The following is a 25,269-nucleotide window of genomic DNA, read 5'->3' as shown; positions in this document are numbered from 1 at the left end:
GCGGCGCGGGCTGCAGGTAGGATACGAAGCCTAGAGGATTCACCATGTCAGCCATCGACTCCATTCAGGTCTTCCAGGCCTTGAGCAGCTCCCCCCATGCCCGCCTTGAGCAAAGCGCGCCGCTGGGCGACGGGTTGATGGCCGCGCAGTGGAACAATCGGCACGACTCACAGGAGTATCACGCGCCGACTCATCACACGCTGTCGTGTTACGTCGCCGACGGCACCGGTACGTTCCGGCGTGGCCAGCCTGATCAGAAAGGCTCGCCGGGCAAGCTTTGTGTGCTGCCCGCAGGCCACGAGTCGGCCTGGGTGGTGAATGGTGAGATCCGTCTGGCGCATTTGTATTTCAGCCAGGAACACTTCGCACTGGGCTGCGTGACGTTGCTGGATCGCGAGCCTCGGGAAATGCAGCTGCGCGAGCACACGTTTCTCGACGATGCTGTACAGGCGCAGCGGTTCCAGCAGTTGATTCGTCTGAACTGGGCAGAGCCTGGCGAGCGCCTGCTGACCAGCAGTCTGGCTCACGAAATGGTCAGCCACGCGCTGCTTCGTCAGGCGGGAATGCGTGAGGGCCTGCGGTTGAAAGGCGGCCTGGCACCGCACGTGCGGCGTCATTTAACCGATTTCATCGAAATGCATCTGGCTGACCCGCTGAGCCTCGGTCAACTGGCGGCCATGTGCGCGCTGTCGGAATACCACTTTGCCCGCATGTTTCGCGAAAGCTTCGGCTTGCCGCCGCATCAATACCTGCTGGCCCGCCGGATCGGCCAGGCTCGCCACTTGCTGCGTCAGACCGCCAAGCCCCTCGGCGAGATTGCGCTGGCCTGCGGTTTCGCCAGCGCCAGCCACTTCAGCAACCGTTTTCGTCAGGCTGTAGGCGCCACACCCGGCGAGTACCGGCAGGCACTGGGGGCTGTTCATCGCTGAACGGGCAATTAAAGCGCAATATTAATGATAAATATTCTCATACGCAAAAGACTCTGCCAGAATCCACGCCATCAATGAGTCCCCGTGGATTGTTCTTCGTGATGCCCATCGCCCACTCCGCCCTCAATCATACTGTCGAAGGTCTTTATCAGGCGCACAACGCCTGGCTGACGACCTGGTTACGGCGCAGACTCGGCTGCCCTCACAGCGCAGCAGACCTGGCGCAGGACACCTTCGTCAAGGTGCTGGGCGCGCGCGATACGGCGCAGATCATCGAACCCCGCGCCTTTCTGACCACCATTGCCAAACGTGTATTGAGCAATCACTACCGTCGTCAGGACCTGGAACGCGCTTATTATCAGGCGTTGTCGGAACTGCCGGAAAGCGTGGCACCTTCAGAAGAAGAGCGGGCAATCATCCTTGAAACCCTGGTGGAACTGGACCAATTGCTGGATGGCCTGCCGGTGGTGGTCAAGCGCGCGTTTCTGATGTCCCAGGTCGATGGCCTGAGCCACGGCCAGATCGCTGCCGAGCTGAATATTTCGATTGCAACGGTCAAGCGTCACCTCAACAAGGCTGCCTTGCGCTGCTACTTCGCCTTATGAATTCCGGCAGCGACACCCTGAACAAATCCGACATTTCGCCCGCCGTGGCGCAACAGGCGGTGGACTGGCTGCTGGAAATGCAGGAAGGCGCGCTCGACGCCCGCCGACAGCACGCCTGGCAGTTGTGGCTTAACGGCAATTCCGAGCATCAGCGGGCCTGGGCGCACATGCAACGGGTCAATCAGCGCCTGAGCGGGCTTTCTTCTCCCCTCGCACACGCGGCCCTCAACGCACCGAAGTCCGCCGGCCGTCGGCATGCCTTGAAACTGTTGTTGTTGCTGGGCGCAGGCTCGGCAGCGGGCTGGAGCCTGCGTGAACAGATTGCCTTGCAACCGTTGCTGGCCGACTACAACAGCGGCGTGGGCGAACAACGCAAGGTGGCGTTGAGCGATGGCAGTCAGGTGCAACTGAATACGGCCAGCGCCGTCGATGTACGCTTTGACACACATCAGCGGCTGATCCGGTTGCTGCAAGGCGAAATCCTCATCACGGCGTCGGCGGATGCGCGGCCATTGAGCCTGTTGACTGCCGAAGGCACCGTTAAGGCCTCAGACCGCGCAAGCCGCGTCAACCTGCGCCAGTTGAGCGGACAGACGCACATGGCAGTATTCGCCGGTGCCGTCGAGATAACCCCGACCGGCAGGGCCGGTTCGGGCTTGCTGCTCCAGGCGGGCCAGCAACTCTCGTTCAGCGGCGATGCCTGGGGCAACGTGCGTCCGCTAGACGCCGGCACTGGCGCATGGGCGGATGGCATGCTGGTGGCGTCGCGCATGAAGCTGTCGGACTTTCTGGCCGAGCTGGGCCGTTACCGACGCGGTCGCTTGAACTGCGACGCAACCGTGGCCAACCTGCTGATTTCCGGCAGTTACCCCTTGGCGGACAGCGAGCGCATCCTCGACATGCTGGAACTCGCCCTTCCCGTGCGCGTGCAGCGTTTCACCCGGTATTGGGTAAACGTGCAGGCGCGGGTTTGATAGAGAGGGCTCGTTCCAATAAACCGCAGTCAGCGTGATTATCGTTCCCACGCAGAGCGTCGGCACGTTAGTGAGCTGGATGTGCGCTGGTCGGCCAAAATGTTCAAAAACCGTGAGCCGTTTTCTGCTGCTCGCGTGACAGACAGGGAAAGCATCTCTCAACCTTCCGGTCAAAGGACTCCTGCATGTCAGCCCGCCTTACCCAACTTTCACCGCTGGTACGCACATTGCGCCACGTCATTTTTGGCGCCAGCCTCTCGGTCGGCAGCCTGTCGATGGCGTACGCCGCTGATGTGGCGCCCAAGGTGTATCACATCGCACCGAGCGAGCTTGAAGCGGCGCTGAATCAGTTCGGGCGGGAGTCGGGCGTGCTGATTTCCTACGGGTCACAGATCACCAGCGGCTTGAAAAGCCGAGGGCTGGAAGGTCAATACACACCCGAACAAGGCCTCAACGCCCTGCTCGAAGGCACGGGTTTGCAGGCTGTGGCGAACGGCGCCAACGGATTTACCCTGCAATCGGCCAGTGTGGCTGGGGCGCCGATCGAGCTGGGTGTCTCTACGGTGGTCGGCGACTGGCTGGGTGAAGCGCAGCAGACCAACGTTTTCGAACACCCCGGTGCCCGTGACGTGATCCGCCGCGAGGAATTCGAGCGCGTCGGCGCAACCTCGGCACGCGAGGTGCTCAATCGCATCCCCGGCGTCAATGCCCCGGACAATAACGGCACCGGCAGCCACGACATGGCGCTGAACTTCGGCATTCGCGGCCTCAACCCGCGCCTGGCGTCGCGCTCCACGGTGCTGATGGACGGCATTCCGGTGCCGTTCGCGCCTTACGGTCAGCCGCAATTGTCTTTTGCGCCGATCAGCATGGGCAACATGGACGCCGTAGACGTAGTACGTGGCGGCGGCGCAGTGCGCTACGGTCCGCAGAACGTGGGTGGCATTGTCAACTTCGTGACCCGCGCGATCCCCGATGCGCCAACGCTCAAAGGCGGTATCCAGACCGAAACCAGCCCGTCGTCCAGCCATGACGGCTTCAAGACCACGGGCAATCTGCTGGCGGGCGGCACCGCAGACAACGGCCTGGGCGGCGCGATTCTGTATTCGGGTGTGCGCGGCGGCGATTGGCGTGAACACAGCGACACTGAAATCGACGACCTGATTCTCAAAGGCAAATACCAGATCGACGAGGCCAACAGCCTCAACGCGATGGCGCAGTATTACGACGGCGAAGCGCAGATGCCCGGCGGCCTGAGTGTTGCAGACTACGATGCCGATCCGTATCAATCGACGCGCCTGAAAGACAAATTCTGGGGCCGACGCACGATGTTCAACTTCGGCTACCGCTATGAACAGGATGCGCGCGTGTTCACCGCCAACACGTTCTTCACCAAAACCTTGCGCAGCGGCTATCTCGACCAAGGCAGCTTTGTTTCTCTGTCACCTCGTGAATACTGGGTGCGGGGCCTGGAAACGCGTTTCTCGCAGGGCGTTGCGCTGGGCGAAGCCTGGCATGAAGTGGGCGTCGGCTACCGTTACGTCAACGAGGCCGGGCATGAATTGCGCTATCGCGAGCCGGTAACAGGCAACCTGCCAACCACGGCCAGCCGCAACGACCGCGACACGCGTGGCGCCACCGAAGCACATGCGTTCTATATCGATGATCGTATCGACATCGGCAAGTGGACCATCACGCCCGGCGTTCGCTACGAAATGATCGACACCGCGCAGAACAACAACCTGACCAATGCCCGGTATCAGGGCGACTACAGCACCGCGCTGCCGGCACTGAATGTGCTTTATCACCTGACCGACACCTGGAACCTGTACGCCAACACCGAGGGTTCGTTCGGCAGCGTGCAATACAGCCAGATGCCCAACCGCGTGACCGGGGATGAAGTCAAACCGGAAAAGGCACGCACCTGGGAACTGGGCACTCGTTACGACAACGGCAACCTGCGGGCCGAGATCGGGGCGTTTCTGATCAACTTCGATAACCAGTACGACAGCAACCAGACCAATGACACGGTCATCGCACGCGGCGAAACACGCCATCAAGGGATCGAAACCAGCGTCAATTACGCACTGGAAGGCTTGAACCCGGCGCTGGCGGGTTACGACGTGTACGCAAGCTACGCGTTCGTTGACGCCAAGATCCGCGAAGACGGCCCGAACAAAGGCAACCGTGTGCCGTTCTCGTCAAAGCATAAAGGGACGATGGGCGTCAGCTACACCGAAGGGCCGTGGAAACTGAATGTCGACAGTTCATTCCAGAGCGACCAGTTTGCCGACAACGCCAACACGGCAGCGGAAAGCGCAGACGGCAGCACCGGCAAGATCCCTGGCTACATGCTGTTTAGCACCCGCGCCAACTACGATTTCGGCCCGCAATTGTCGGACCTCAACGTTGCCGTGGGGATGAAGAACATCTTTAACCGCCAGTACTACACCCGCTCGTTCGACGACAACAACCGCGGCAAATACGTCGGCGAACCGCGCACGGTGTATGTGCAGACGTCGGTTGCTTTCTAGTTTTCGGAGAAACACTCAGAGTGTCGATGCTACGCGTCGGTAGGCCGCTCGGGACGCTCCGCGTCACCTGTCTACAGCCATGCGTGAAGTCAGGCATGGCTGAAGCTCAGGCTTCTCAGCCTGTCACCACCGATACGTAGCACTGGCCTGCACGGTGCGTTGCGAGCCGTACCAGCACCATGAGTAGGTGTAGCACGACGCAACGTATTCCTTGTTGGTCAGGTTGGTGACGTTCAGCGCCAGGCGCAGGTTGTCCGTCGTGTTGCTGATGTTCGGAATGTCGTAATGCACGGCGGCATCGAAAAGGGTGTAACCCGGCACTTTCAGGGTGTTGGCTTCATCGCCCCAACTTGCCCCCACATAACGCGCACCGCCCCCCACGCCAGCACCTTTCAGTTGCCCGTCATGAAACGTGTAATCGACCCACGCCGACGCCGTGTGCCGCGGAATGGCCGGGGCTGTGGTGCCCTTTACCGCGACTTCAGGACCTGGCGCGTCATTGATGATGCCGGATGTCACATTGACCACGCTGTTGGACTGGGTCACCCGGTTGTCCAGATAGGCGTACGCCGCGGTGATGTCCAGGTTGTCGTTCAGGCTGGCCTTGCCTTCCAGTTCGAAACCACGCGACTGCACCTCGCCGGTCTGCACCTGGCACACCGAGCCGTTGCACAGGTTGCCGTTCGGGTCTTGAGTCAACACGTTGGATCGACGCAGGTCAAAAATCGCGGCCGTGATGAAGCTGTTGCTGCCGGGCGGCTGATATTTGATACCCAGCTCGTATTGCGTGCCTTCGGTGGGATCAAACAGCGCGCCGCCCAGCCCCGTGCCGCTTTGTGGCTCGAAGGATTCGGAATAGCTGATGTACGGTGCCAGCCCGTTATCGAACAGGTAAACCAACCCAAGACGCCCGGTAAACGCTTCGCTGTCGGCAGAGGAGCGGGTTTTGGCCCCCGGACGTCAGGTCAGTGGAGCTGTTGCTGCTCTCGGCCCAATCGTAGCGACCGCCCATCAACAGCACCCACTTGTCCCACTTCAACTGCTCCTGGAGGTACAAACCCTTTTGCTGATCACGCTGGGTGCTGGACTCGGTATAGGCGGGAACGTCAACGGGCGATCCATACACCGGGTCGAAGATATCCAGTGTCGGGCCCAGGCCATAGCCGGCTTTGGTGCCGGTGCTGGTGTTCTGGTAATCCGCGCCCAGCAACAAGGTGTGCTGCAACGGGCCGGTGTCGAAACTGGCCTGCATCTGATTATCGAACGTGTACGAATCCAGGTTCACGTCAGTGGCGATGGTGGCGCGTTCAGAGGTGCGATAGTCAGGCTGCAAGGTGCCCCAACCGTTGTAGATGCTTCGGTAAAGCCCTTCGCTGCGCAGGTAGCGAGCGTTCTGGCGGAAGGTCCAGACGTCGTTCAGACGGTGTTCGAACAGATAGCCGACGGCGTGATATTCACGGTCGCTCTTTTCGAAATTCTTCTCGCCATCATAGAAATCGAAATCGATATGCCGCCCGGTCGGGCTGCTCACCACCGAACCATAAGCTGGCATCGACCCGTAGGAGGCCCCTTTGGGATCGCTCTGCAGATTGGCCAGCAACGTCAGCGACGTGTCCTCATCGGGCCGCCAGGTGAACGCCGAAGCCAGTGACTGGCGACGGGTTTCGGTGTGTTCGATCTGCCCGTCGGCATCGTCATAAAGCCCGGACAGGCGATAGGAATAGACACCCTGATCATCGATAGGGCCACCGAAATCGAACGTGGTGCGCTTCTTGTTGAAGGTGCCGTACGTCAGACCGATCTCATGGAACGGCGTCTCGGTCGGCAACTTGCTGACCATGTTCACCACGCCACTGGGGCTGGCCTGGCCGTACAGCACCGACGCAGGACCGCGCAGCACTTCGACACGCTCCAGATCGAACGCATCTTTCTGCGGCGCGGCGTCCCGGTTGTCCGGCATGCGCAGCCCGTCCAGATACAGCGCGGGCGAGAAGCCCCGAATGCTCAGCATGTCCAGACGCGAAGCGGTGGAACCCCGCGTCTCGGGCACCACCGCAGCGCTGTAACGCAACATCTGGCTGAGATTCTCCGCGCCCTGGGCTTTCATCTGGTCCTTGGTCACCACTGAAATCGATTGCGGCGTTTCGATCAGCGCCGTGTCTGTCTTGGTCGCCGACAACCCGCGCGTCGCCACATAGCCTGTGACAGGCCCGGTGGCGGTTTCGAAGTGCGACGCGCCGCTGATGTTGGTGGCCTGCAACTCCAGAGAGCCGTCGACGGCCTCGGGGGCCGTTTCGATGCGATAACGATTGGCCGACAATGCGGTTGCGCGCAGACCGCTGCCTCCGAGCAAACGGGCAATCGCCTCGTCAGCGCTGTACTGCCCTTGCAGACCGTTGCTGCGTTTGCCCCGAGTGAGTGCCGGATCGAACGCCAGCGCCAGACCCGCCTGCTCCGAAAAGGTATTGAGCACCTGGCTCAAATCCCCGGCCGGTATCGAAAAACTGCGTGCGGCACCTACCTCCGTGCCGGGCACGGAAGATTCGGCGGCGCTCAAGGGCATCGCTGCACATGCCATGAGAACGGCAAGTGCCAAGGGGTGCAGCGAACTGGCGGGACGGGGCATGACAGATCCTTGGTATTGATTGGGTTTCCATAGCCATGACGTACACGCTCGCAAAACAGACAGCGAATGAGAGGGATTTACATTCAATTTTTGATCGGAAATTTTACTGCGAAATATTTCTTACACATTGGGGTTGAATTGTCAGGCCATTGCCGCCAACACTGTGACTGAGCGCAAACGAAATCGATTCCGCACGGGATCGCACTGTCCAGCCTCACACGAGCAAGCCCTAATAAGGATTAACTATGCAAATCCAGGTCAATAGCGATAATCACATCGAAAGCAGTATCCGACTGGAGGAGTGGGTTCGTACCACCGTTGAAAGCACGCTCGAACACTACGATGAAAACCTGACTCGCGTTGAAGTCCATATCCGCGATGAAAACGGCGACAAGCCCGGCCCGCACGACATCAAGTGCCAGATGGAAGCCCGGCCAAAAGGGCATCAACCCATTTCTGTTTCCCACAAGGCCGATACGGTCGATCAGGCTGTGGACGGCGCTGCCGTGAAACTTGATCACGCCCTTGAGCACCTGTTCGGCAAGCTGCGTGGCAAGCGCAGTGCAGCGCCGGCGCTGGCCGAGCAGGACGACGATCCGGTCAGCCCGGACGCATTGCTCGAAGAAGAATTTCTGGAAAAAGAGCAGGAGAAAGAAGCCGCTCGTCTGAGCTGATGTATCGCTGACACGTTTTGCAAAAAAAGGGCGAACCTGCAAGGGTTCGCCCTTTTTCGTTACCGGTGCCGTTCATCGATCCGTCGGTTTGACGATCACCAGCAAATCCGTAAAACGCTCGATTCTGATCGGCAGATTGTCAGCCAGCGTGGCCAGCGCCGCATCGGTGTCATCGAGACGGAACACGCCAGACACCCGCATGCCTGACAGCGCCTGCGGGTCGAAGCGCAACACGCCGTGGCGATAAGTCGCAAGGGTTCGCAGCACCTCGACCAGAGGCCGGTCATCGACCTTCAGCACGCCACGCGTCCAGGCAGCAGGGTCATCGTTGTCCAGCGGGTGCGGTGTCTGCACCCGCCCATCCTTGAGCAGCGCCTGCTGACCGGTCGCCACCTTCACCACGTCGGCAGTGTTGGCCTGCGCGGCAATGGCCGACTCCAGTACGCTGACGGTGGTGCCCCCCTCACCCCGATGAACCAGAAAACGTGTGCCCAATGCGGTGATCGTGCCCTGATCGGTACGCACCACAAACGGTCGCTGCACATCTTTGGCCACCTCAACCCACAATTCGCCTTGCAGCAACTCGACCTCACGTTGCCGTCCATCGAATTTAACATCCAGTGCCGAGCCGCTATTGAGCTGCACCTGACTGCCATCGGCGAGAGCGAATTGCCGCCGCTCGCCAACCGCAGTGTGTTGATCGGCCATCCACACCGGCATCCGTTCGGCACTCATCCAGCCGCAGGCAAGAACGCCGATCAATGCCAGCGCCTGCACAGTGCGCGAGGCCGGTTTTGACCCCGCAGGCACGAAAGTCTGACGAAGGGAAGCGCGCGTCGGCGTGTCGGACAGCTCATCAAAACTGCCCCACAACGACTGCATCCGCGACAAGGCCAACTCGTGTCCGGGGTCAGCCTGACGCCAGGCTTCGAAGGCATTTCTGTCAGCCGCACTGACCGGCTCATCGTGCATCAGGGCCAGCCAGGAAGCGGCCTCAGTGATCATCTGCCCGGACGGCTCACGCGTGTCGCTCATGCAAAATGGCCCGAACCGTGCAGTGTCTTGTAGCAATGCACCATGACGCTCGCCATGTACTGTTTCACCATGCTGGAGGACACACCCAAGTGAGTGGCGATTTCGCTGTACGTCAGACCATCAAGACGATGGAGCAAGAACGCCTGACGCGGCTTCTCGGGCAGGCCTTCAAGCAACCGGGCGATGCGTTCCAGTATCTGCAGTGCAGCGTGAATCGCTTCCGGGCTGGGCGTACCGGCTTCATCGGCATGCAGGGCCAACGCGTCAAGGTAAGCACGCTCGACCTTGCGTCGCCGCGCGCCATCTATCAGCAGCCGTGTCGCCGTCGTCGCCAGGAATGCGCGCGGTTCCTTGAGGTTGAGCGGTTCGGTCAGGGTAAGAATCCGCACGAACGCATCATGCGCGAGGTCTGCAGCACGGTGCGAACAACCCAGTTTTTTCCGCAGCCAGCCGTGCAACCACGCATGGTGGTCGCTGTAGAGCCGGGTCATTTGCTGGCGACGACGCAAATCGTCATCAACGGCGGAAAAGTCTCGCATGCGTCAACGCTTCTCAAACACGAAAAATTATCATTAGCGAAAGATGACATCAAAACCTGTCAGCAGCAAGCGCAGGAGTAACGCAACCGCTGATCAGTCATCGAGAACCAAAAGGACGAATACCCGGTCAACTTACGCAGAACCATTGAGCAGGTGAATGATATGGACAATCCTTTTCAGATGATCACGGACACATTCCACCCCGACTATCGGGTGAATCTGAGCATTCAGGGGCTGGACGGCAGCATCATGCTGACCCTTTCCAATGAAAGTGGAGTCGTTGCCAAGCGCCTGATCAGCGCCGCCCAGCGAAATGACCCGCAACGCCTGCGCAAGCTTATCGAAAGCGTGCAATTCGGCATTGCGATAGAACATGGCGAGAGCGCCATCAAGATTCTTGCGGCGATGACCGATGGTGTCACGCTGCAAAAAGCGCCTGGACCTGCCAATGGTCCTTGGCTGCGGGATCAGGCGACGGTGAATGCCGGGGTTTGACACTGACGCGTATTCTCCCGAATCCAGCGCCTTCAAAGGGGCTGGATCCATAGCTTGAATACGCCAGATCAACGGCATCGCGCCCCGCGTCTGAAACCAGATCGACGCTAAACGGTTCGATTCAATCTGAAAAACTCACGCACTCGGCGTTTTGTCTCGAGATCAAGCAGCGTCAATACGTTTGTTAAAAACACGTATAAGTCGCCCTCGAAATAATCTTCAGGAAAAGAGGTTTCCTGGCCGAAGGGCGGGTCAACATAGGCAAGCCCCTGAGCGGTCACATTCTTTTTTATGTAGGCGTTTACCTGACGACTTAAAATAAAAATACTTAAAAAACCGCGCTCATCAATATAGTTTTTAACAATCTCATCCAGCCTCAAAGGGGTGAAATCTTGTTTTTCTTCGTCACGCAAAAACTCACCAACGCCATCGCCGACATCATGCATGAAATCCGTAATTGATCCGTAAGCCATTACAGCACTCCCTTACAGGGAAGGAAAAGCAGTTACTATATAATAAGGCATATGATTATACTCAACAAACTTAACAACCACGGTGACCTTCGACATATGCACTACGGTATCAGGGGAACGCCTGACTATCCCCCACCCCACTGATTTTTCTAAGACGGTCGAAAACTCATACCGCTTATCCGGATAAAAAACCGTCATCTTGGACCGCATCAATATGTTAAGTCGATTTCTTTGAAGTGCCTGACTGACCGCCCACTCTGCGATGTCAAGATCGTAAAAAGTAGAGGCGACATGAACATTTTTTGAAGCAAACCTGGTTTTCAGGAACTCGATACTTTTGTCGACGTGTTTGAATACAGTATGCCCACCTCCCATTTTCCTGGGCGCGTGAAGGGGCTTCTCACTGGTGATGACTGATATCCGACCCGCCCTTACCGAAGACACCCTAAACGCATTATGCAGCGAAGCGATTGAAACAGGCAGCGCAAACTCTGTTGCCAATCCAACCATTCGACCTGTCGCCCTTGATGCCCCCAGCGCTTCAGCGGCAACAGCACCGGCCTTGAAAGAAAAGGAATCTGTTTCCTTGCCCGTCACCAGTTGCGTCATTCCCGCCGAAAGCTGATCGGACGCATGAAAGCCCATCGCCACGCATCCGAGCTTGCTTATCATTGTCGGATCAGGGGCAGCACAAAGCACTCCCGCTCCCGCCAGTTCGACAATCCCTTCCACCAGACGAACGCTGCCAAAGACCCGATTCGAGAATATCTCTGCGGGCGACAGTGACTCTTGGGTCAACACAGCGGCCATCTGCGCGAAACTCAGCGTAACGCGAAACGCTCCATCGTTATCCATTGCGCGCATCCTTACGCAAACGGCTTGTTTGCAATACGGTCCCAGCCACCCGACACGGTGCCCGCGCTGCCACCGTCAGCCCGGCGTTGCCGGGAGTATTCGAACTTTATACGGCCATAATTAAGGGTGATGATCTCTACCGGAAAGCCACCCCGCTCTGCGCCTTGTCCGCTCACCGTCGAGATCAGCACGTCTTCAAGAACGATGTCCATGTACTTGAATTTTTCGGTACCGGCGCGGTGTATACGCACAGTGACGTTCTTGAAGTGCGCCCCACGGCAGCACAGTTCGAACAGTTTCGGGGTGGCTTGGTCGACATATTTACTGATCTGGAAATCACCCAGCGCGACGCCACCCGCAGAGGCGCCACCGCTGGAACTTGCAGACGTGCTGATCGACTGAATGGCATCGTAGTGATAGGACAACAATTCAACCCAACCTTTATGGTCAGCGTCCAGCGACTCGCCCTCTACACCGTCTATTTGCATAAATGCGTCAAATGACATATTGGCTCCCTGCGCCCAAGATCATGAAGACCGAAAGCCTAAGGGAAGGACATTAACGATGAATACCCAGGCACAGGGACATGACTGATATCTTCAGCAATGTCATACGGGGTGATAGGGATACGACTGTCAGAAAAGTCCTATATCCGACACCTGCGCTCTAAGCAGCCGTCATGCTTAGAACACTGGCCCTTCCGGCAATACGCCATCATTCGCCCTCCCTCAGGTTCAGCAAAAGTACAGATACAACCTGCTACAACATCCTTGCGCAGAAACATTCGAGCGACTGGGCATTGAGTCCAGCGCCACTGCACTTGCGGATGAGTCCGAGGAGGCAACATGTTCTTACGTTACGGGTTATTGATCGCATCACTTGCGATAGCGTCAGGCTGTGTCGAGGAGCGGGTGGTGCATGAGCGGCCGCACGTACATCACGAATACGTCGAAGAAGTCATCGCACCGCAGGCGCCGCCTGAGCGTGTCATAGAAGTGGAACCGGCCCCTCGGCCTGGCTACGTATGGGCACGCGGCTACTGGCACTGGAACGGTCAGCGTTTTGTGCCGGTTCACGGCCATTGGGAAGCGGAGCGACCTGGCTATCGCTACGTGCATCCGCACTGGGAAAGCGCGGGTGATGGCTGGCACTGGCATGCCGGGGTCTGGGCTAACTGATGCGCTTGCAACAACGCTCGTCTTAGGTTCTGTACGAAAAGTCGGCGAGCGAAGCCACTTTTCGTACAGAGCGGCATCTGTCCCGGATGCCGCCATTGTCACATCAGACCTCGCCTTTCTCTTCTGTCACAGCGCCTTTGACCGCACTGGATGAATCGGGAATCTTCGCTGACGGGTATTTGTACGATGCATAGCGCACGACCAGAATCGCGAACGCCAGCAACAGAATGCCGCCGCACAGGTAAATGATGCCGATGTCGGGCGGGTTGTGGTGAGACACGTCGGAGATCAGCAAGCGGGTGAGCGCGGTGATCGCGACGTAGATCAGAAAGCGCACAGGCATGTGGTTGGTTTTGAAATAAATCCCGGTCATCGCCCCCAATTCCAGGTAGATAAACAGCAGCAGAATGTCATCGACGGTGACGTTGCCTTTTTCGACCATCCCCAGAAAGGCGACCACTGACGCCCAGGCGGTGATTGCGCCAATCGCGAACAGCGCGAGAAAGTGAAAGCTCTCCACGCAGAGGTTGCCCAGCGACTCTGCCTGCGCATGCACGCGGTGCCTTATCTTTACTGCCCATTTGTTTCCCATGACGCGCTACCTCTGAACCTTCATTTATGCCGACCGGATGGTGCCGGGTACTCGTGACACCCGTTGTGGCCTGCTTTTTAAAGCAGGAACAGGGCCATAGGCTATGGTTGAGAGCGCGACCGGATGTCGCAAGGCACATTTGCACGGCAAAAAAGATAGTTAAAGGCCATCACTCAGACAGGGGTTGATTGCGATATGCCTTTTACTGTATAAAAACACAGTAATCAGGCAATCACCTTCAAACGCAGATGCGTCGGTGAACGGCCTTCATGTGCCGCCCCGCTCTACCTGACCGGCACGCTGGTCATGCACGATCACTGCTGTTGCATCACCCGCTGGTCAGAGCGTGAAGCGCTGAACGTCCGGGTCTAGCCCTTTCAACACTGGATAAGACGACGAGGCCAAAATGGCTGTTGAAACCCTTTACCGCAGTACCCGCGATCTGGAGACTACTTTCGTGGACCGTAAACTCGCCGATGCGCACGATCAAATGCTCGAGCTGGCCGAGCTTCTCACCGACGTTCTGGTCAAGAATGTGCCGGGGATTTCCGAGAAGCACGCAGAGGACGCGAGCATTTACATGGCGAAGAACCGGGCCGTGTTTGCAGCCGCTTTCAAAAACAACGCCTCGGCCCTCAACGAGCTGTCGGAGCCTGTCGCCGCAGAAAGCTGATCGCGTCGCCCTGATGGTGAGCGTCCCTTTTTGCCGAAGGGCCGCAAACCATTCTCATTTAATGTTTGCCCTGACGCCACACGCCTGTTACAACTCAATGGCCGTCGGTATTCAAATGAATGGTTTTACTTGAACAGCATGTAACGCGACACCCGCCCGATGACCTCGTCACAATCTCGATACATACTAAAGTTCCCCTCCGCCATAATAGCAGCGCCATTTTTGTGAACAGCGTCTCTCTTAATGTCATTAAACAGGCGTCAGGATTTTGCTGTAGTGAGCGCCTTCACAGTGCAGTGTTTTTTATTTGAACTTTTTGCCACCCTTGATAATTCACGGTACGCATCCATACTTTGAAAACAGCCAGAATGGCGCTACGATCAGCCCCCAACCCCCTGCAATCATTGGCCCAAACCTGATCTACAAAAAACCTAACCTTTCCCTGACCGTGTTAAAAAATGAAAGTTCAGACTAATCAACGCATTGTAAAATAGTGAATAAAAAGTTTGGCTTTGTTAATTTCTTCTGCTAATAATCCGACCAAATTCGGGTAACAAGGCAATTGGCTACATCACACTGAAGTGAACATCGAGTCGTCATTCCGATCTTTCCCGCCCGACAAACTCATTAACTCGCATACTCACCGAGCTGCCTGCAGCCCGGGTTCATTGCTGTGCGGAGCGCTTGATAGCGCGGGAGGAAATCAATGGCTGGTCAACAACCCAGAATGAAGGTCCTTTCAATCTTCGGCACTCGCCCGGAGGCCATCAAGATGGCCCCGCTGGTCAGAGCTCTGGCCGCCGAGCCAGGTATCGATTCGAGAATCTGTATCACCGGGCAGCATCAGAGCATGCTGCAACAGGTGCTGGACATGTTCGAGCTCAAGGCCGACTACAGCCTTGATGTGATGCGCCCTGAACAGACTCTGAATTCCCTGACCGCTGCGCTCTACGCGGCCATCGATCCGATTCTGGACGAGATGAAGCCGGACAAGGTGCTGGTACACGGCGATACCACTTCAGCGATGGTGGCCGCCATGTCGGCTTTTCACCGCCGCATTCCCATCGGCCACGTCGAAGCCGGTTTGCGCACGGGTGACATTCGCCAGCCGTGGCCCGAGGAGATGAATCGTCGTTGCATCGACCTGATCTCAGATCATCTGTTTACGCCGACCGCGGAATCGCGCCGTAACGTGCTGGGTGAGCGCCTGCAAGGCGTGTCGTTCGTGACCGGCAACACCGTGATCGACGCCCTCCAGTTGACGGCTCAGCGAATCGATTGCAATCGCCAGCTGCGCCACGCCCTTGATCGCCAGTTCGCGTTTCTGGTGCCGGAGCGCAAGGTGCTGGTGGTAACCGGCCACCGTCGCGAAAACTTCGGCGACGGTTTCCTGAACATCTGCAAGGCCCTGGGTGAACTCGCCCGCCGTGACGATATGCAAATCGTTTACCCGGTACACCTGAACCCCAATGTGCTGGGGCCGGTGACCGAGCATCTGGGTGATCTGCCCAACGTGCATCTGATCAAGCCGCTGGATTACCTGTCCTTCGTGCGACTGATGCAGCGCGCCCACGTCATCCTTACCGATTCGGGCGGCGTGCAGGAAGAAGCCCCGTCGCTGGGCAAGCCGGTGCTGGTCATGCGCGACGTCACCGAGCGCCCGGAAGCCGTGGCTGCCGGCACCGTGCGTTTGGTAGGCACCGAGACGGACGCCATCATTCGCGGTGTGAGTGCGCTGTTCGATGATCAGATTCTCTGGCAGAACGCCTCCCGTGCGGCCAACCCCTACGGTGACGGCAAGGCCAGCGCACGTATCGTCGACGCGCTGATGGGCCGTCCGGTCGATGAATTTGTCGCTGAATTGCCACGCCAGCGTCTTGACCCGACGGACGCGTTGCCTGACACCCGGATCAAGCCTCAGCACCAACACACCCCGTTGCGCTCGATGGCCGGTTAGCGAAAAAGGTGCGCAGACAGCGCACACCAACACCTTAACGAATTCGCAGGAGGCAGTCGGCAAACGATACGGGTACTTGGTTCAGGCCAAGTACCCGCAACCGTTTAAGCCGACCTGCAACCTGCATCAAGACCCAGTGGCCTTGAGCCCTTAGCGAGATCTGTCCGATGAAATCTTCCGTTACCGTAAACACGGGCGCGTTTAACGTCCTTGCCTGCGGGATGACCCTGCTGGCGCTGATGCCTGCATTCGCCCTGGCTGCAGAAAGCCCGTTGACCCAGGCGATCAACAGGATCACCGCCGACAGTCGTCAGGAACGAGTGATCGAGCTGAGTGAGCTGGGTATTGATCGCCCTATCATTCTGAGCGCCACAGATGCGCGCCGGGAGCTGTACCTGCCGGTGCCGGCCAATGTGCCGTTGACCGATGCGACGCTGAACTTTGACGCCAGTTACCTGAACGGCGAGGCAGGTCGCAATACGCTGCTGCTGTCGCTGGATGGTTACCCGGTGCGCGCGCTGGGCCTCAACGAAGAACAGGGCAATGCCAGCACCGTTCTGGGTGTCGACAAGGCTGCGCGGGAAAACGGCTCGGTGCGCCTGGGCATTGCCTGGTCGTCGGTCATTTCGAAGGTGCTGTGCGAAGATCAGCGCGCGATCGGCAACGTACTGCGCATTGATCCGCACACACGCCTGACGTACAGCTATGACGCGAGTCAGTTGCAGGACGTGGGTGCTGCGTGGAATGCACTGCCGGGCAAACCCGGCCTGCTGGTTGCGCCCGGCACGTTGTCCAGCGCCAGCTATGACGCGGCCTGGCGTCTGGGCGTGGCACTGGAAAGAATCGGCAAGCAGGCGCGTATCCTGCCCTTTCCAGCCGTTCAGGACAGCGTTGACCTGAGCAACCTGAACATCCCGGCAGAACTCAAGCAGATCCCGGCCTTCGCCAGCCTCGACGGCAAAGGCCAGTACACGCTGCGCGACCCGGCGGAAATCGGCGCATTGTTGATGCTTGGCCAGACACCTGCCTTGCAGGCAGACATGGCCGTCAGCGATCCGCAACTGCTCAAGGCAATCGACGACTCCCTGAATGCCCTTCAGGCACAGGTGCAAGGCCTTGATGCATCGGCCGCTAGCGCACTGGGCCAGTGGCGTGAGCGTCACATCAAGCAACCGCTCGCCAACAGCACCGAGGACGTCAGCCTGGCCTTGCTGGGCAACCGTGCGCTGCTGATGATCAAGCCGGAATCGGCCAGCAAGGCCATCGGTCTGTTCAGCTCGGCCTGGAACAAGCTGGCGCGCAATCGCCAGTTGACCATCGGTGAAGAAACCGCCATGCCGCTCAGCGAAGACGGTCGCGTTGCGCTGACACGTCTCGGTGGCAAACCCGGCACGGTGGATGTGCTGGCAAAAACCGACTGGAGCGCTTCGTTCCCGTTGGGCAGCGTTGCCTATGACGGCCGCGTACCGGTGACGGCGATGATCGACGTCGCCGCAGCACCCGGCGCCTCGGGAACGCCACCGGTTGCCACGCTGTTCCTCAACGATTACCTGATCGGCGCCATGCAACTGACTGCCGATGGCAAGAAAGAACGCATCGAAGCCAGAATTCCACAGTACGCACTGGCGGCGCAGAACACCTTGCGGGTCTCCTTCCAGCGTCAGCCGGTCAGCAACCAATGCCTGGAAACGCCACAAGCCTTCCCGATCTCGGTACTGCCGACCAGCCATGTGGTGCTGGACAAGGTTACCCCCGATGAAAACTTCTCGGGCATGGCAGCACGGTTTGCCACCGACACGCAGATCATGGTGCCGAAGGGCTACCTTGAACGTCCGGCCAGCAGCTTGCCGCAAGTCATTCGCATCGCCAGCGCCTCTGGTGTCTCTCCGTTGCGCGCGCAGCTCAGCGTCAGTGACGACGCCAGCGTCGCCGTGACACCGGCCAAATCCTTCCTGGCCTTCGAATTGCCGATCAAGGACGGCGCCGAATCCGTCAAGGCAAGCAACGATGGCCATCTGCTGATCAATCACAAAGAGCAGACGCTGCTCGACCTCAAGTCCCTCAATCACGTGGCGTCGTTGCAAGTGATCGACGCTGGCGGTCAGCACGGCATGGTCTATCGCACACTGGGCGGTCAGGCTCCGGTCTTCGAACGTCCGGTATTGCTGGAACGCGGCAACGCCGCACTGTTGGCCGACAGCGGGCCGATTGCCACCTTTGACGCCAAGGACCCGACGGGCAGCCAGATGATCGAGGACGAAGAAACCACCGGCATCGACGCCTGGCGCACACCTTCGCTGCTGTGGCTGATTCCGGCCGGTATCGTGCTCTTTCTCATTCTGTTGCTGGCTGGCCGTCGCGCCCGTCGCAATCGCTCGTAACGGATCGCCGCAATGACGTCGCTTTATTGGCCTTACTGGCTGGCCCATTACTACAGCGCGCTGGAAGTCGCGACGATCATCGTCGGGCTGATCATTCTCGTCTCGAGTATTGACGACCTGATCATCGACATCTGGTACTGGGTCAGGCGGCTGTACCGCAAGTTCACCGCCGAACGCCGCTACCGGCCACTGACCGCCGAGCAACTGATCGCCCGCGACGAACAGCCGCTGGCGATCATGGTCCCGGCGTGGCTCGAATACGACGTCATCGCGCCGATGATCGAGAACATGGTGTCAACGCTCGACTACCAGAACTACGTGGTTTTCGTCGGCACCTACATCAACGATCAGCGCACCATCGATGAAGTGGAGCGCATGCGCCGTCGCTACAAGCAGTTGCATCGCGTGGAAGTGCCGCATGCCGGTCCGACCTGCAAGGCTGACTGCCTGAACTGGGTGATCCAGGCGATTTTCCTGTACGAAAAGACGCATGCCGTGCAGTTCGCCGGGACCATCCTGCATGACAGCGAAGACGTGCTGCATCCCCTTGAGTTGCGCCTGTTCAATTACCTGTTGCCGCGCAAGGACATGATCCAGCTTCCGGTCGTCTCGCTTGAACGCAACTGGTACGAGTGGGTGGCCGGGACTTACATGGACGAGTTTGCCGAATGGCACGGCAAAGACCTGGTGGTTCGCGAAAGCATGACCGACACCGTGCCGTCGGCCGGTGTCGGCACCTGCTTCTCTCGGCGAGCCTTGATGGTGCTGGCCGATGAAAACCAGAACCAGCCGTTCAACACTGAAAGCCTGACCGAGGACTACGACGTCGGCGCACGCCTGGCGAAGTACGGCATGCAGGCGATTTTTGTGCGTTTTCCGGTGCAATTCCGTGTGCTGCGCAAATCCTGGTTCCGCAAGCAGTATGAATCCACACTGGAAATGCCGCTGTGTGTGCGCGAGTTCTTCCCGGACACGTTCCGCACCGCGTTTCGCCAGAAAGCCCGCTGGACCCTCGGCATCGGCCTGCAAGGCTGGGAGCAGATGGGCTGGACCGGCTCGCTGGCAAACCGCTACCTGCTGTTTCGCGACCGCAAGGGCGTGGTGACTTCGTTTGTCAGCATCATCGCTTACCTGATTCTCATCCAGTTACTGGCGTTGATCGTCCTGCGCTCCAGCGGCGTATGGAACACCAGCTTCCCCACACCCTTTGAAACCACCGGGCTGATTCAGTACCTGCTGGTGGCCAACGGCATCGCATTGCTATGGCGGATTGCCCATCGTTGCTACTTCACGACCGTTTTGTATGGCTGGCAGCATGGCTTGCTGTCTATACCGCGCATGGTGGTCGGCAACTTCGTCAACTTCATGGCTGCGGCACGGGCCTGGCGGATGTTTCTGGTAGGCAAACTGCTCAATCGCAAACTGGTCTGGGACAAGACCATGCACGACTTCCCGTCCACGGATCTGGTCGCCGCCGCACCGCGCCGTCTGGGCAGCGTGCTGTTGTCCTGGCAGGCCATCAACGACGAAAAACTCCAGACCGCGCTGGCCGAACAACAGACTCGCCAAGTGCCATTGGGCCGCATTCTGCTCAGTCACGGCTGGCTCGACGATGAAACCCTCGCTGAAGCCATCGCTTTCCAGAATGACCTGCCGCGCGTGTTCGACATCGCCAGCAAACGTGCCGACAGCAGCGTGCTGGCCGACGAATTCTGCCTGCGCTGGCGCGTGGTGCCGCTGACCATCAATGTTCAGGGGCGCACGGAAATCGCAGTGGCCAGCCCGCTTCCGGAAGAAGGTTTGAAGCAGATTACCGACCAGCTCGGCGCAGAGCCGGTGCAACTGGTTGCGCGTGAAAGCGAGATCGTTGCGCAGTTGCGTCAACTGCAAGCCGTCGGCGGCCAGCCATTACCGGCTGCGGCTCCCTTGCTGGGCGATCTGCTGGTCGAACAGGGTTTGCTGGACCGCGAAGTGTTCCGCAAGGCCATGCTGGGTTATCGCCCGCAAGTGCATGGCCGGATCGGCGACTACCTGGTCGATATCGGCGTGCTGCCACGAGAGACCATCGAAGAGGCTGTGGCGCGTCAGCACAACCATTACCGATCAGCAGATCAAACGGAGCAGCCACTATGAAGCGCCCCTTCATCCTGTCGCTGCTGGTGACCGGTCTGAGTCTTTCCTCACCGTTCAGCCAGGCAGAAACCCTGCCGTTGCCGTTGACCGGCCCTGCGTATGCCATCGCCAACGAAGCCTACATGGCCTACAACCGCAAGGACTACGACCTTGCTATCGCCAAGGCGAACGAAGCGTTGCGTCAACGGGCCGATGCTGCCCAGTTGCGCGACCTGATAGCGCTGGCCGAACGCGACAAATACCGTCGCGACCACCCGCAACGCGCCTTCAAGACACGCCCGAAACCCGGTTACCTGGAAGGCAATCAGGCGCTGCGTGCTTACGCCAGCCATGACTACGATGGCTCGGCCAGGCATGCTCGCAACGCCATTGCGCAAGCGCCGAAAAACCTGGATTACCGCATGATGCTGATCGAGGCCCTGCAACGTCAGCAGCGTCTGGACGAGGCGCAGGCGGCCATCAAAGAGACAGAACAGGCCCTTGGTCCGCAACCGGTGTTGACCCGGCGACTGCAAGCCATTCAGGAGCAGGTCGCGGTCGACAAGGCGGCCAGAGGCTACAAGGCGTTGGCGCGCGGCGACAACGACACCGCTGTCAGCGAAGCACGTGAGGCGGTCCGCAGCTTCCCGAAACAAATGGCTTACCGGAAACTGCTGGTCAGTGCGCTGATGGCGCAAGGGCAATATGAAGAGGCGCGTTCCGCAGCCACCGAAGCCCTGGCACTCAACGGCAACGATGCCACCCTGCTCGCCCAGCGCGGGCAATTGCGTCAACGCCTCGGCGATCAGAACGGCGCGCGTCAGGACTTCGCCCAGGCACTGGCCGTCGGCAACCTGCCGCTGCGCGAGCAAGCGTCACTGTACGCCGCGATGGGTCAGCCGAAAGAAGCACTGCAGCGTCTGCAGCAAGCCCGCGATGCCGGGGAGCTGCAACCGGGCGATGAGGTGCAGATCGCCTACTTCCTCAGCCAGGCAGGCGATGATCAAGGCGCGCTGGACACCTTCAAACGCGTTGATCGCCAAAACGGCCTGAAACCCCGCGAAGTCCAGGACGCTGCCTACAGCGCCATGCGTACATCGGAAGATGCCCAGGCCATCGCCTACTTCAAGCGGGTGCTCGACTATCAGCAGGCCGGCGACTTGCAAATGCCTGCTCAACAAGTGTTCGAGACCCGACGCGCTGTCTCCGATCTGTCCCGCGTCTGGGGCCTGACCAACACCACGACTTATCGCGGTGCCAGCACCAGCAACGGCCTGAGCGGAGCACCCGGCGGCACCACTGACAGTGTGCAAAACAGCACCGAAGTGTTCTGGCGCCCGTTCGGTTACCGCAACGCGCGCTTCGTCGAACTGTACGGGCGGGTTACTGACACCCTGTGGAGCAAGGACGGTGAGTCCGACACAGGAGCGGACGCGCTGCAAGGCGCGCTCGGCATTCGCGCCAAGCCGTTCAGCGAAGTCAACATCATCGGGGCCTTCGAACGCACGTTCCCTCTGGGCAATTCCAATGCCGACGGCGACTGGCTGGTGCGTCTGGGTTATGGTTCCAGCATCGGCACCGACCTGCGGGTCGACGTGCCAAGCTGGTGGACCTCGCAGTTGTATGCCGAGGGCGGGCGTTACCTCCAGGACAAGCGCAACTACTTCAACAGCGAATGGCAGGTCGGTCGCAGCTTCCGCCTTGACAGCATCAGCCCGCGACTGGTGGTGTTTCCGCATGTCGTCGCCGCCGTGGACTACGATTCGAAAATGCGCAGCGAGGTCGATAGCCTCGGTCGCAGCAGCACGTCTTCCGGCAACGCAGGCGGTCTGGGCGTTGGTACAGGTATGCGCTACTGGTTCCGCGAGGATAAGTACAAGGCACCTCAGTCGTATGTCGACCTCTCGTTGCAATATCGCGAGAAGGTATTTGGCGATGACCGCGCAGAAGGCGTATTCGCACGCATGACCTTCTCGTGGTAACCGTCGCGAATCACCCACCTGGGAGTAATGTTTGAAGGCTTTGGCCGCACTGCTACGACAGACAACGCTGGTCAAGACTTCGCTGGCGGCCATGCTGGTCGCCGCGCTGACCTTCGCTTCCAGCGAACTGTATCTATTGATACAGCCCAAAGGGCCGGGAATCGTCGGCATTGTCTGGCAACCGGATAATGCAACGGTCGGTATCAGCGGCAACTGGGACAAACTCGGCGCACGGCAATTGCTCGTGCAGTGGACGGCGGTCGATGACCAGTCGTTCATACCGGGCACCCCGTTGCAGAACGTGCCGGTGCTGCCGGACTGGACGCGCATCGGCAAGCAACCCTGGGCGCAGGAAGTGATTCTCGGGCTGGCCGGGTACTTCAGCGAAAACCGCTCGCGCGACAACATCGAACAACTGGCCGTGCTTTCCGCGCAGATGGCCAAGGCCAAAACTCCGCTCAATGTCACAGGCTGGTATTTCCCGGCTGAAGTCGACCCGAGCTGGAGCCGCGCCAAGGAATTGCCTGCCCTGCTGGCCAGGCTGCCACGGCCGCTGTGGATCAGCGTTTACGACGGCGCGAATATCGGCCCGGCTGCCACCGCAGACTGGCTGAAAACCTGGCTGCCGGATGACATCGGGGTGTTCTTTCAGGACGGTGTCGGCGTTTATGCCCGCACCGCCCCCGTCGCCCGCACGTACGCTGATGCCTTGCGCAAACGGCTGGGCAAGAACCGCGTGAGGATCATCGTGGAAGCGTTTCGCCCTCAAGTGGGTGGCGGTTTCCGCTCGGCCACTGCCGACGAATTGCGACCGCAGATCGACGCCTATGACGGCTACCCCCTGTACCTGTTCGACGGCCCGCATTACGTGACGCCCGAGCTGGTGGAAGCACTCAACAAGTAGATACATGTGGCGCTGGACGAAACCTCCGTGCGGGGCTAAAAAGAGTCTTTGTACTCAACGCCTGAACGTCGGTTCACGGAGTGGTCGATGACTCCACGTCAGCATTGCCTGGCTTGTCTGCAACATACGCCGCCTGCGGTGTTTGAAGCCGCGCTGTGGGTTAGCGCCGAGCATGACACGCAGTTTGCGCGGCAGGAGGTGATGAGCGAGGTGGATCAGTTGCAGCGCCAGGCCGCTGCCGCACTGCCGGTCCTGCCGCCATCCGAGCTCGCGCAACCGCTGTTGCGACAACTGGCTGCACTGGGTTTTCAGCAGGATGACTGGAACCCGCCAAAGCCCGAATCCGCGTTGCTGCATTCAATCGTGCTGCGCAAACGAGGCCAACCCCTGGGGCTCGCACTGATCGCACTGGAGATCGCGCGAAGGCTTGAGGTCCCGCTGGAGGGCGTCAACTTTCCAGGCCACTTCCTGCTACGCGTACCCGGTGCCGATCACCTGCTTGATCCGTGTGGCGGGCGCAGGCTTTACCCCAGAGACTGTCGCGAATTGCTGATCCGGCAATTCGGCCCGACCCTGCAACTGCGCGCCGAGCACATGGTCCGTGCCACACCGACCAGCATGCTGCAACGGCTGTCGCGCAATCTGCGGCACTTGCATCAGATCAACGACAACCCTATCGCCGCGCTCAAGGACGCTGACAGAATCGTCGAACTGGGCCAGGCCACCAGCAGCGATCACCTGGCCCGCGCCACGCTGTATCAGCTTCTCGAATGCCCGCATGCCGAGCGTTTTGATCTGGAACACGCCCTGCTGCTCAGCGACGACCCGATCCAGCGCCTCAGACTCACGGAACGCCTGAGTCACCTGCCGACGAGCCGCAGCGTCCACTAGAGGATTGTTACCTGCACTGTAACGCTCCCTATCCCGTACAGGGATGTTTCAGAACCGTGCCGACGTTTAACCTGCGCGCGCTGAAATAGACGTGGATTTGCAAGCTCCCTTGATCCTGCGTTTTGTTTGGCCGCTGCCTGTCTGCGCAGCGGCCTTTTTTATCGCCGCCTGTAGTTGATTATTGACTCACGCCTTGGCATCAGGCGTTCTTTTCACCAGCCCTTTTCTTTCCATGTCTTTGATCTTGCGCATGTCGTAACTGTCCCCCGACTCTGCGAAGGTCTGAAGATTTTGCATGATATGAATGGTCTTGATGTAGTCAGGCAATAATATCTTGGCGTAAGGATCTCCGCTCAGTGCCTTCTCTTTCATGTCGATGATCCGCTTGGCAAAGAACTCCAGCGCATTGATTTCTTTACTGGGGTCGACCAGATTGCCTTTCTTGTCGAACTCATCGCCTGTTCGGCTCATGAGTTCAGCGGTATGGTTGTCGATCATGCCAAACTTGTACAGGATCATGCCTGCCCTGTTCAGGTCTTTCGGGGTTATCTGCGCGGGGTTGAAGCCCTTGAACAGCGGCTTCATCTTGCGTTTCTCCATCGCCAGAGCGTTGAGCGCGAGCGCGTTCTCGCCCACCTCTTGCAGCACATGCCCCACCTGTGCTGCGGCTTTTTTTATGCTGATTCTTGGAGGCGGCTCCGCGAAGGTTAATGGTGGAAAGTCGCCCCAAATTGATCTTGCCATGTGATACTCCAGATATGAATGGGTTCAAACTTCATATCGGAGCTGAAATGAATGAATTAACGGCATCGTGAAAATCAATACTTGCACTACATAGCCATCAGACACTTCTTACATAA

At 59.0% G+C, this 25,269-nt stretch carries 21 protein-coding genes and 1 pseudogene; 14 read left to right on the top strand and 8 right to left on the bottom strand.

Annotated features, from left to right (window positions below; all coding sequences use genetic code 11):
• The first annotated feature begins 44 nt into the window (after nt 1-44).
• The 4 genes from BW686_RS11055 to fecA all read left to right on the top strand — a co-directional run bounded on the left by BW686_RS11055 (nt 45) and on the right by fecA (nt 5,042).
• Nucleotides 45-929 (top strand): helix-turn-helix domain-containing protein, encoded by an 885-nt coding sequence (locus BW686_RS11055; RefSeq protein ID WP_084916533.1) that lies wholly within the window; start codon nt 45-47, stop codon nt 927-929.
• A gap of 101 nt (nt 930-1,030) precedes the next feature.
• Nucleotides 1,031-1,534 (top strand): sigma-70 family RNA polymerase sigma factor, encoded by a 504-nt coding sequence (locus tag BW686_RS11050; protein ID WP_084916756.1) that lies wholly within the window; start codon nt 1,031-1,033, stop codon nt 1,532-1,534.
• Complete coding sequence (locus BW686_RS11045; protein WP_084916530.1) at nt 1,531-2,508, top strand: FecR domain-containing protein; 978 nt, start codon at nt 1,531-1,533, stop codon at nt 2,506-2,508. Before BW686_RS11050 ends, BW686_RS11045 begins: the two co-directional genes overlap by 4 nt.
• Nucleotides 2,509-2,693: 185 nt before the next feature.
• Complete coding sequence (fecA, locus tag BW686_RS11040; protein ID WP_084916527.1) at nt 2,694-5,042, top strand: TonB-dependent Fe(3+) dicitrate receptor FecA; 2,349 nt, start codon at nt 2,694-2,696, stop codon at nt 5,040-5,042.
• A 123-nt stretch (nt 5,043-5,165) separates the two neighbouring features.
• On the opposite strand, the pseudogene BW686_RS11035 reads toward fecA, so the two are convergent.
• Nucleotides 5,166-7,668, bottom strand: a pseudogene (locus BW686_RS11035) (TonB-dependent siderophore receptor).
• 245 nt (nt 7,669-7,913) lie between these two features.
• Here BW686_RS11035 and BW686_RS11030 point away from each other — a divergent pair.
• Nucleotides 7,914-8,342 carry an HPF/RaiA family ribosome-associated protein gene (locus BW686_RS11030; protein WP_084916524.1) on the top strand — a complete coding sequence of 143 codons (429 nt, stop codon included), beginning with the start codon at nt 7,914-7,916 and terminating at the stop codon, nt 8,340-8,342.
• A 72-nt stretch (nt 8,343-8,414) separates the two neighbouring features.
• On the opposite strand, the gene BW686_RS11025 is transcribed toward BW686_RS11030, so the two are convergent.
• The gene (locus BW686_RS11025) at nt 8,415-9,377 is read right to left on the bottom strand and encodes a FecR family protein (RefSeq protein WP_084916520.1); all 963 of its coding nucleotides are present in this window, start codon (nt 9,375-9,377) and stop codon (nt 8,415-8,417) included.
• On the bottom strand, nt 9,374-9,916 hold the full coding sequence (locus BW686_RS11020; RefSeq protein WP_084916517.1) for a sigma-70 family RNA polymerase sigma factor: 543 nt from the start codon (nt 9,914-9,916) through the stop codon (nt 9,374-9,376). The genes BW686_RS11025 and BW686_RS11020 overlap by 4 nt, the downstream gene beginning before the upstream one ends.
• A 162-nt stretch (nt 9,917-10,078) precedes the next feature.
• On the opposite strand from BW686_RS11020, the gene BW686_RS11015 reads away from it, so the two are divergent.
• Nucleotides 10,079-10,411 carry a DUF3509 domain-containing protein gene (locus tag BW686_RS11015; protein WP_084916514.1) on the top strand — a complete coding sequence of 111 codons (333 nt, stop codon included), beginning with the start codon at nt 10,079-10,081 and terminating at the stop codon, nt 10,409-10,411.
• Between the two features lie 107 nt (nt 10,412-10,518).
• Here the strand turns inward: BW686_RS11015 and BW686_RS11010 are convergent, their stop codons facing one another.
• The 3 genes from BW686_RS11010 to BW686_RS11000 are packed head-to-tail and all read right to left on the bottom strand — an operon-like array spanning nt 10,519 to nt 12,245.
• Nucleotides 10,519-10,884, bottom strand: coding sequence for a hypothetical protein (locus BW686_RS11010; RefSeq protein ID WP_084916511.1), 366 nt, complete (start codon nt 10,882-10,884; stop codon nt 10,519-10,521).
• A 12-nt stretch (nt 10,885-10,896) separates the two neighbouring features.
• On the bottom strand, nt 10,897-11,739 hold the full coding sequence (locus BW686_RS11005; RefSeq protein WP_084916508.1) for an RNase A-like domain-containing protein: 843 nt from the start codon (nt 11,737-11,739) through the stop codon (nt 10,897-10,899).
• Nucleotides 11,740-11,750: 11 nt separating this feature from the next.
• Nucleotides 11,751-12,245 (bottom strand): Hcp family type VI secretion system effector, encoded by a 495-nt coding sequence (locus tag BW686_RS11000; protein WP_084916505.1) that lies wholly within the window; start codon nt 12,243-12,245, stop codon nt 11,751-11,753.
• Between the two features lie 339 nt (nt 12,246-12,584).
• Between BW686_RS11000 and BW686_RS10995 the strand changes: the two genes are divergently transcribed.
• Entirely contained in the window at nt 12,585-12,917 is a 333-nt protein-coding gene (locus BW686_RS10995; protein ID WP_084916502.1) for a YXWGXW repeat-containing protein, read from the top strand.
• A gap of 103 nt (nt 12,918-13,020) precedes the next feature.
• On the opposite strand, the gene BW686_RS10990 is transcribed toward BW686_RS10995, so the two are convergent.
• Nucleotides 13,021-13,509 (bottom strand): phosphate-starvation-inducible protein PsiE, encoded by a 489-nt coding sequence (locus BW686_RS10990; protein WP_007244071.1) that lies wholly within the window; start codon nt 13,507-13,509, stop codon nt 13,021-13,023.
• A 406-nt stretch (nt 13,510-13,915) separates the two neighbouring features.
• Here BW686_RS10990 and BW686_RS10985 point away from each other — a divergent pair, with 406 nt between their 5' ends.
• The 7 genes from BW686_RS10985 to BW686_RS10955 all read left to right on the top strand — a co-directional run bounded on the left by BW686_RS10985 (nt 13,916) and on the right by BW686_RS10955 (nt 24,409).
• Entirely contained in the window at nt 13,916-14,182 is a 267-nt protein-coding gene (locus BW686_RS10985; protein ID WP_084916499.1) for a YebG family protein, read from the top strand.
• A gap of 706 nt (nt 14,183-14,888) precedes the next feature.
• Nucleotides 14,889-16,139, top strand: coding sequence for a non-hydrolyzing UDP-N-acetylglucosamine 2-epimerase (gene wecB, locus BW686_RS10980; RefSeq protein WP_084916496.1), 1,251 nt, complete (start codon nt 14,889-14,891; stop codon nt 16,137-16,139).
• Between the two features lie 167 nt (nt 16,140-16,306).
• The gene (locus BW686_RS10975; RefSeq protein WP_084916493.1) at nt 16,307-18,520 is read left to right on the top strand and encodes a cellulose biosynthesis cyclic di-GMP-binding regulatory protein BcsB; all 2,214 of its coding nucleotides are present in this window, start codon (nt 16,307-16,309) and stop codon (nt 18,518-18,520) included.
• A gap of 12 nt (nt 18,521-18,532) precedes the next feature.
• Entirely contained in the window at nt 18,533-20,653 is a 2,121-nt protein-coding gene (locus BW686_RS10970) for a glycosyl transferase family protein (RefSeq protein ID WP_084916490.1), read from the top strand.
• The gene (locus BW686_RS10965; protein ID WP_084916488.1) at nt 20,650-22,614 is read left to right on the top strand and encodes an NfrA family protein; all 1,965 of its coding nucleotides are present in this window, start codon (nt 20,650-20,652) and stop codon (nt 22,612-22,614) included. The genes BW686_RS10970 and BW686_RS10965 overlap by 4 nt, the downstream gene beginning before the upstream one ends.
• 31 nt (nt 22,615-22,645) lie before the next feature.
• Complete coding sequence (locus tag BW686_RS10960) at nt 22,646-23,518, top strand: hypothetical protein (RefSeq protein ID WP_102048008.1); 873 nt, start codon at nt 22,646-22,648, stop codon at nt 23,516-23,518.
• 87 nt (nt 23,519-23,605) lie between these two features.
• Entirely contained in the window at nt 23,606-24,409 is an 804-nt protein-coding gene (locus BW686_RS10955) for a SirB1 family protein (protein WP_084916485.1), read from the top strand.
• 186 nt (nt 24,410-24,595) lie between these two features.
• Here BW686_RS10955 and BW686_RS10950 read toward each other — a convergent pair whose 3' ends face one another.
• Complete coding sequence (locus BW686_RS10950) at nt 24,596-25,153, bottom strand: hypothetical protein (protein ID WP_084916483.1); 558 nt, start codon at nt 25,151-25,153, stop codon at nt 24,596-24,598.
• Between the last annotated feature and the right edge of the window lie 116 nt (nt 25,154-25,269).

Origin of the sequence: Pseudomonas syringae (assembly GCF_002157375.1) — a bacterium.
In the GTDB taxonomy this organism is placed as follows: Bacteria; Pseudomonadota; Gammaproteobacteria; order Pseudomonadales; family Pseudomonadaceae; genus Aquipseudomonas; species Aquipseudomonas syringae_T.
The sequence above is the reverse complement of the archived record's forward strand: the minus strand, read 5'-3'. Positions and strand labels throughout refer to the sequence as shown.

Coding starts and splice junctions, on each gene's coding strand:
- BW686_RS11055 (WP_084916533.1), top strand. CDS start 45: ATGTCAGCCATCGACTCCATTCAGGTCTTCCAGGCCTTGAGCAGCTCC.
- BW686_RS11050 (WP_084916756.1), top strand. CDS start 1,031: ATGCCCATCGCCCACTCCGCCCTCAATCATACTGTCGAAGGTCTTTAT.
- BW686_RS11045 (WP_084916530.1), top strand. CDS start 1,531: ATGAATTCCGGCAGCGACACCCTGAACAAATCCGACATTTCGCCCGCC.
- fecA (WP_084916527.1), top strand. CDS start 2,694: ATGTCAGCCCGCCTTACCCAACTTTCACCGCTGGTACGCACATTGCGC.
- BW686_RS11030 (WP_084916524.1), top strand. CDS start 7,914: ATGCAAATCCAGGTCAATAGCGATAATCACATCGAAAGCAGTATCCGA.
- BW686_RS11025 (WP_084916520.1), bottom strand. CDS start 9,377: ATGAGCGACACGCGTGAGCCGTCCGGGCAGATGATCACTGAGGCCGCT.
- BW686_RS11020 (WP_084916517.1), bottom strand. CDS start 9,916: ATGCGAGACTTTTCCGCCGTTGATGACGATTTGCGTCGTCGCCAGCAA.
- BW686_RS11015 (WP_084916514.1), top strand. CDS start 10,079: ATGGACAATCCTTTTCAGATGATCACGGACACATTCCACCCCGACTAT.
- BW686_RS11010 (WP_084916511.1), bottom strand. CDS start 10,884: ATGGCTTACGGATCAATTACGGATTTCATGCATGATGTCGGCGATGGC.
- BW686_RS11005 (WP_084916508.1), bottom strand. CDS start 11,739: ATGGATAACGATGGAGCGTTTCGCGTTACGCTGAGTTTCGCGCAGATG.
- BW686_RS11000 (WP_084916505.1), bottom strand. CDS start 12,245: ATGTCATTTGACGCATTTATGCAAATAGACGGTGTAGAGGGCGAGTCG.
- BW686_RS10995 (WP_084916502.1), top strand. CDS start 12,585: ATGTTCTTACGTTACGGGTTATTGATCGCATCACTTGCGATAGCGTCA.
- BW686_RS10990 (WP_007244071.1), bottom strand. CDS start 13,509: ATGGGAAACAAATGGGCAGTAAAGATAAGGCACCGCGTGCATGCGCAG.
- BW686_RS10985 (WP_084916499.1), top strand. CDS start 13,916: ATGGCTGTTGAAACCCTTTACCGCAGTACCCGCGATCTGGAGACTACT.
- wecB (WP_084916496.1), top strand. CDS start 14,889: ATGGCTGGTCAACAACCCAGAATGAAGGTCCTTTCAATCTTCGGCACT.
- BW686_RS10975 (WP_084916493.1), top strand. CDS start 16,307: ATGAAATCTTCCGTTACCGTAAACACGGGCGCGTTTAACGTCCTTGCC.
- BW686_RS10970 (WP_084916490.1), top strand. CDS start 18,533: ATGACGTCGCTTTATTGGCCTTACTGGCTGGCCCATTACTACAGCGCG.
- BW686_RS10965 (WP_084916488.1), top strand. CDS start 20,650: ATGAAGCGCCCCTTCATCCTGTCGCTGCTGGTGACCGGTCTGAGTCTT.
- BW686_RS10955 (WP_084916485.1), top strand. CDS start 23,606: ATGACTCCACGTCAGCATTGCCTGGCTTGTCTGCAACATACGCCGCCT.
- BW686_RS10950 (WP_084916483.1), bottom strand. CDS start 25,153: ATGGCAAGATCAATTTGGGGCGACTTTCCACCATTAACCTTCGCGGAG.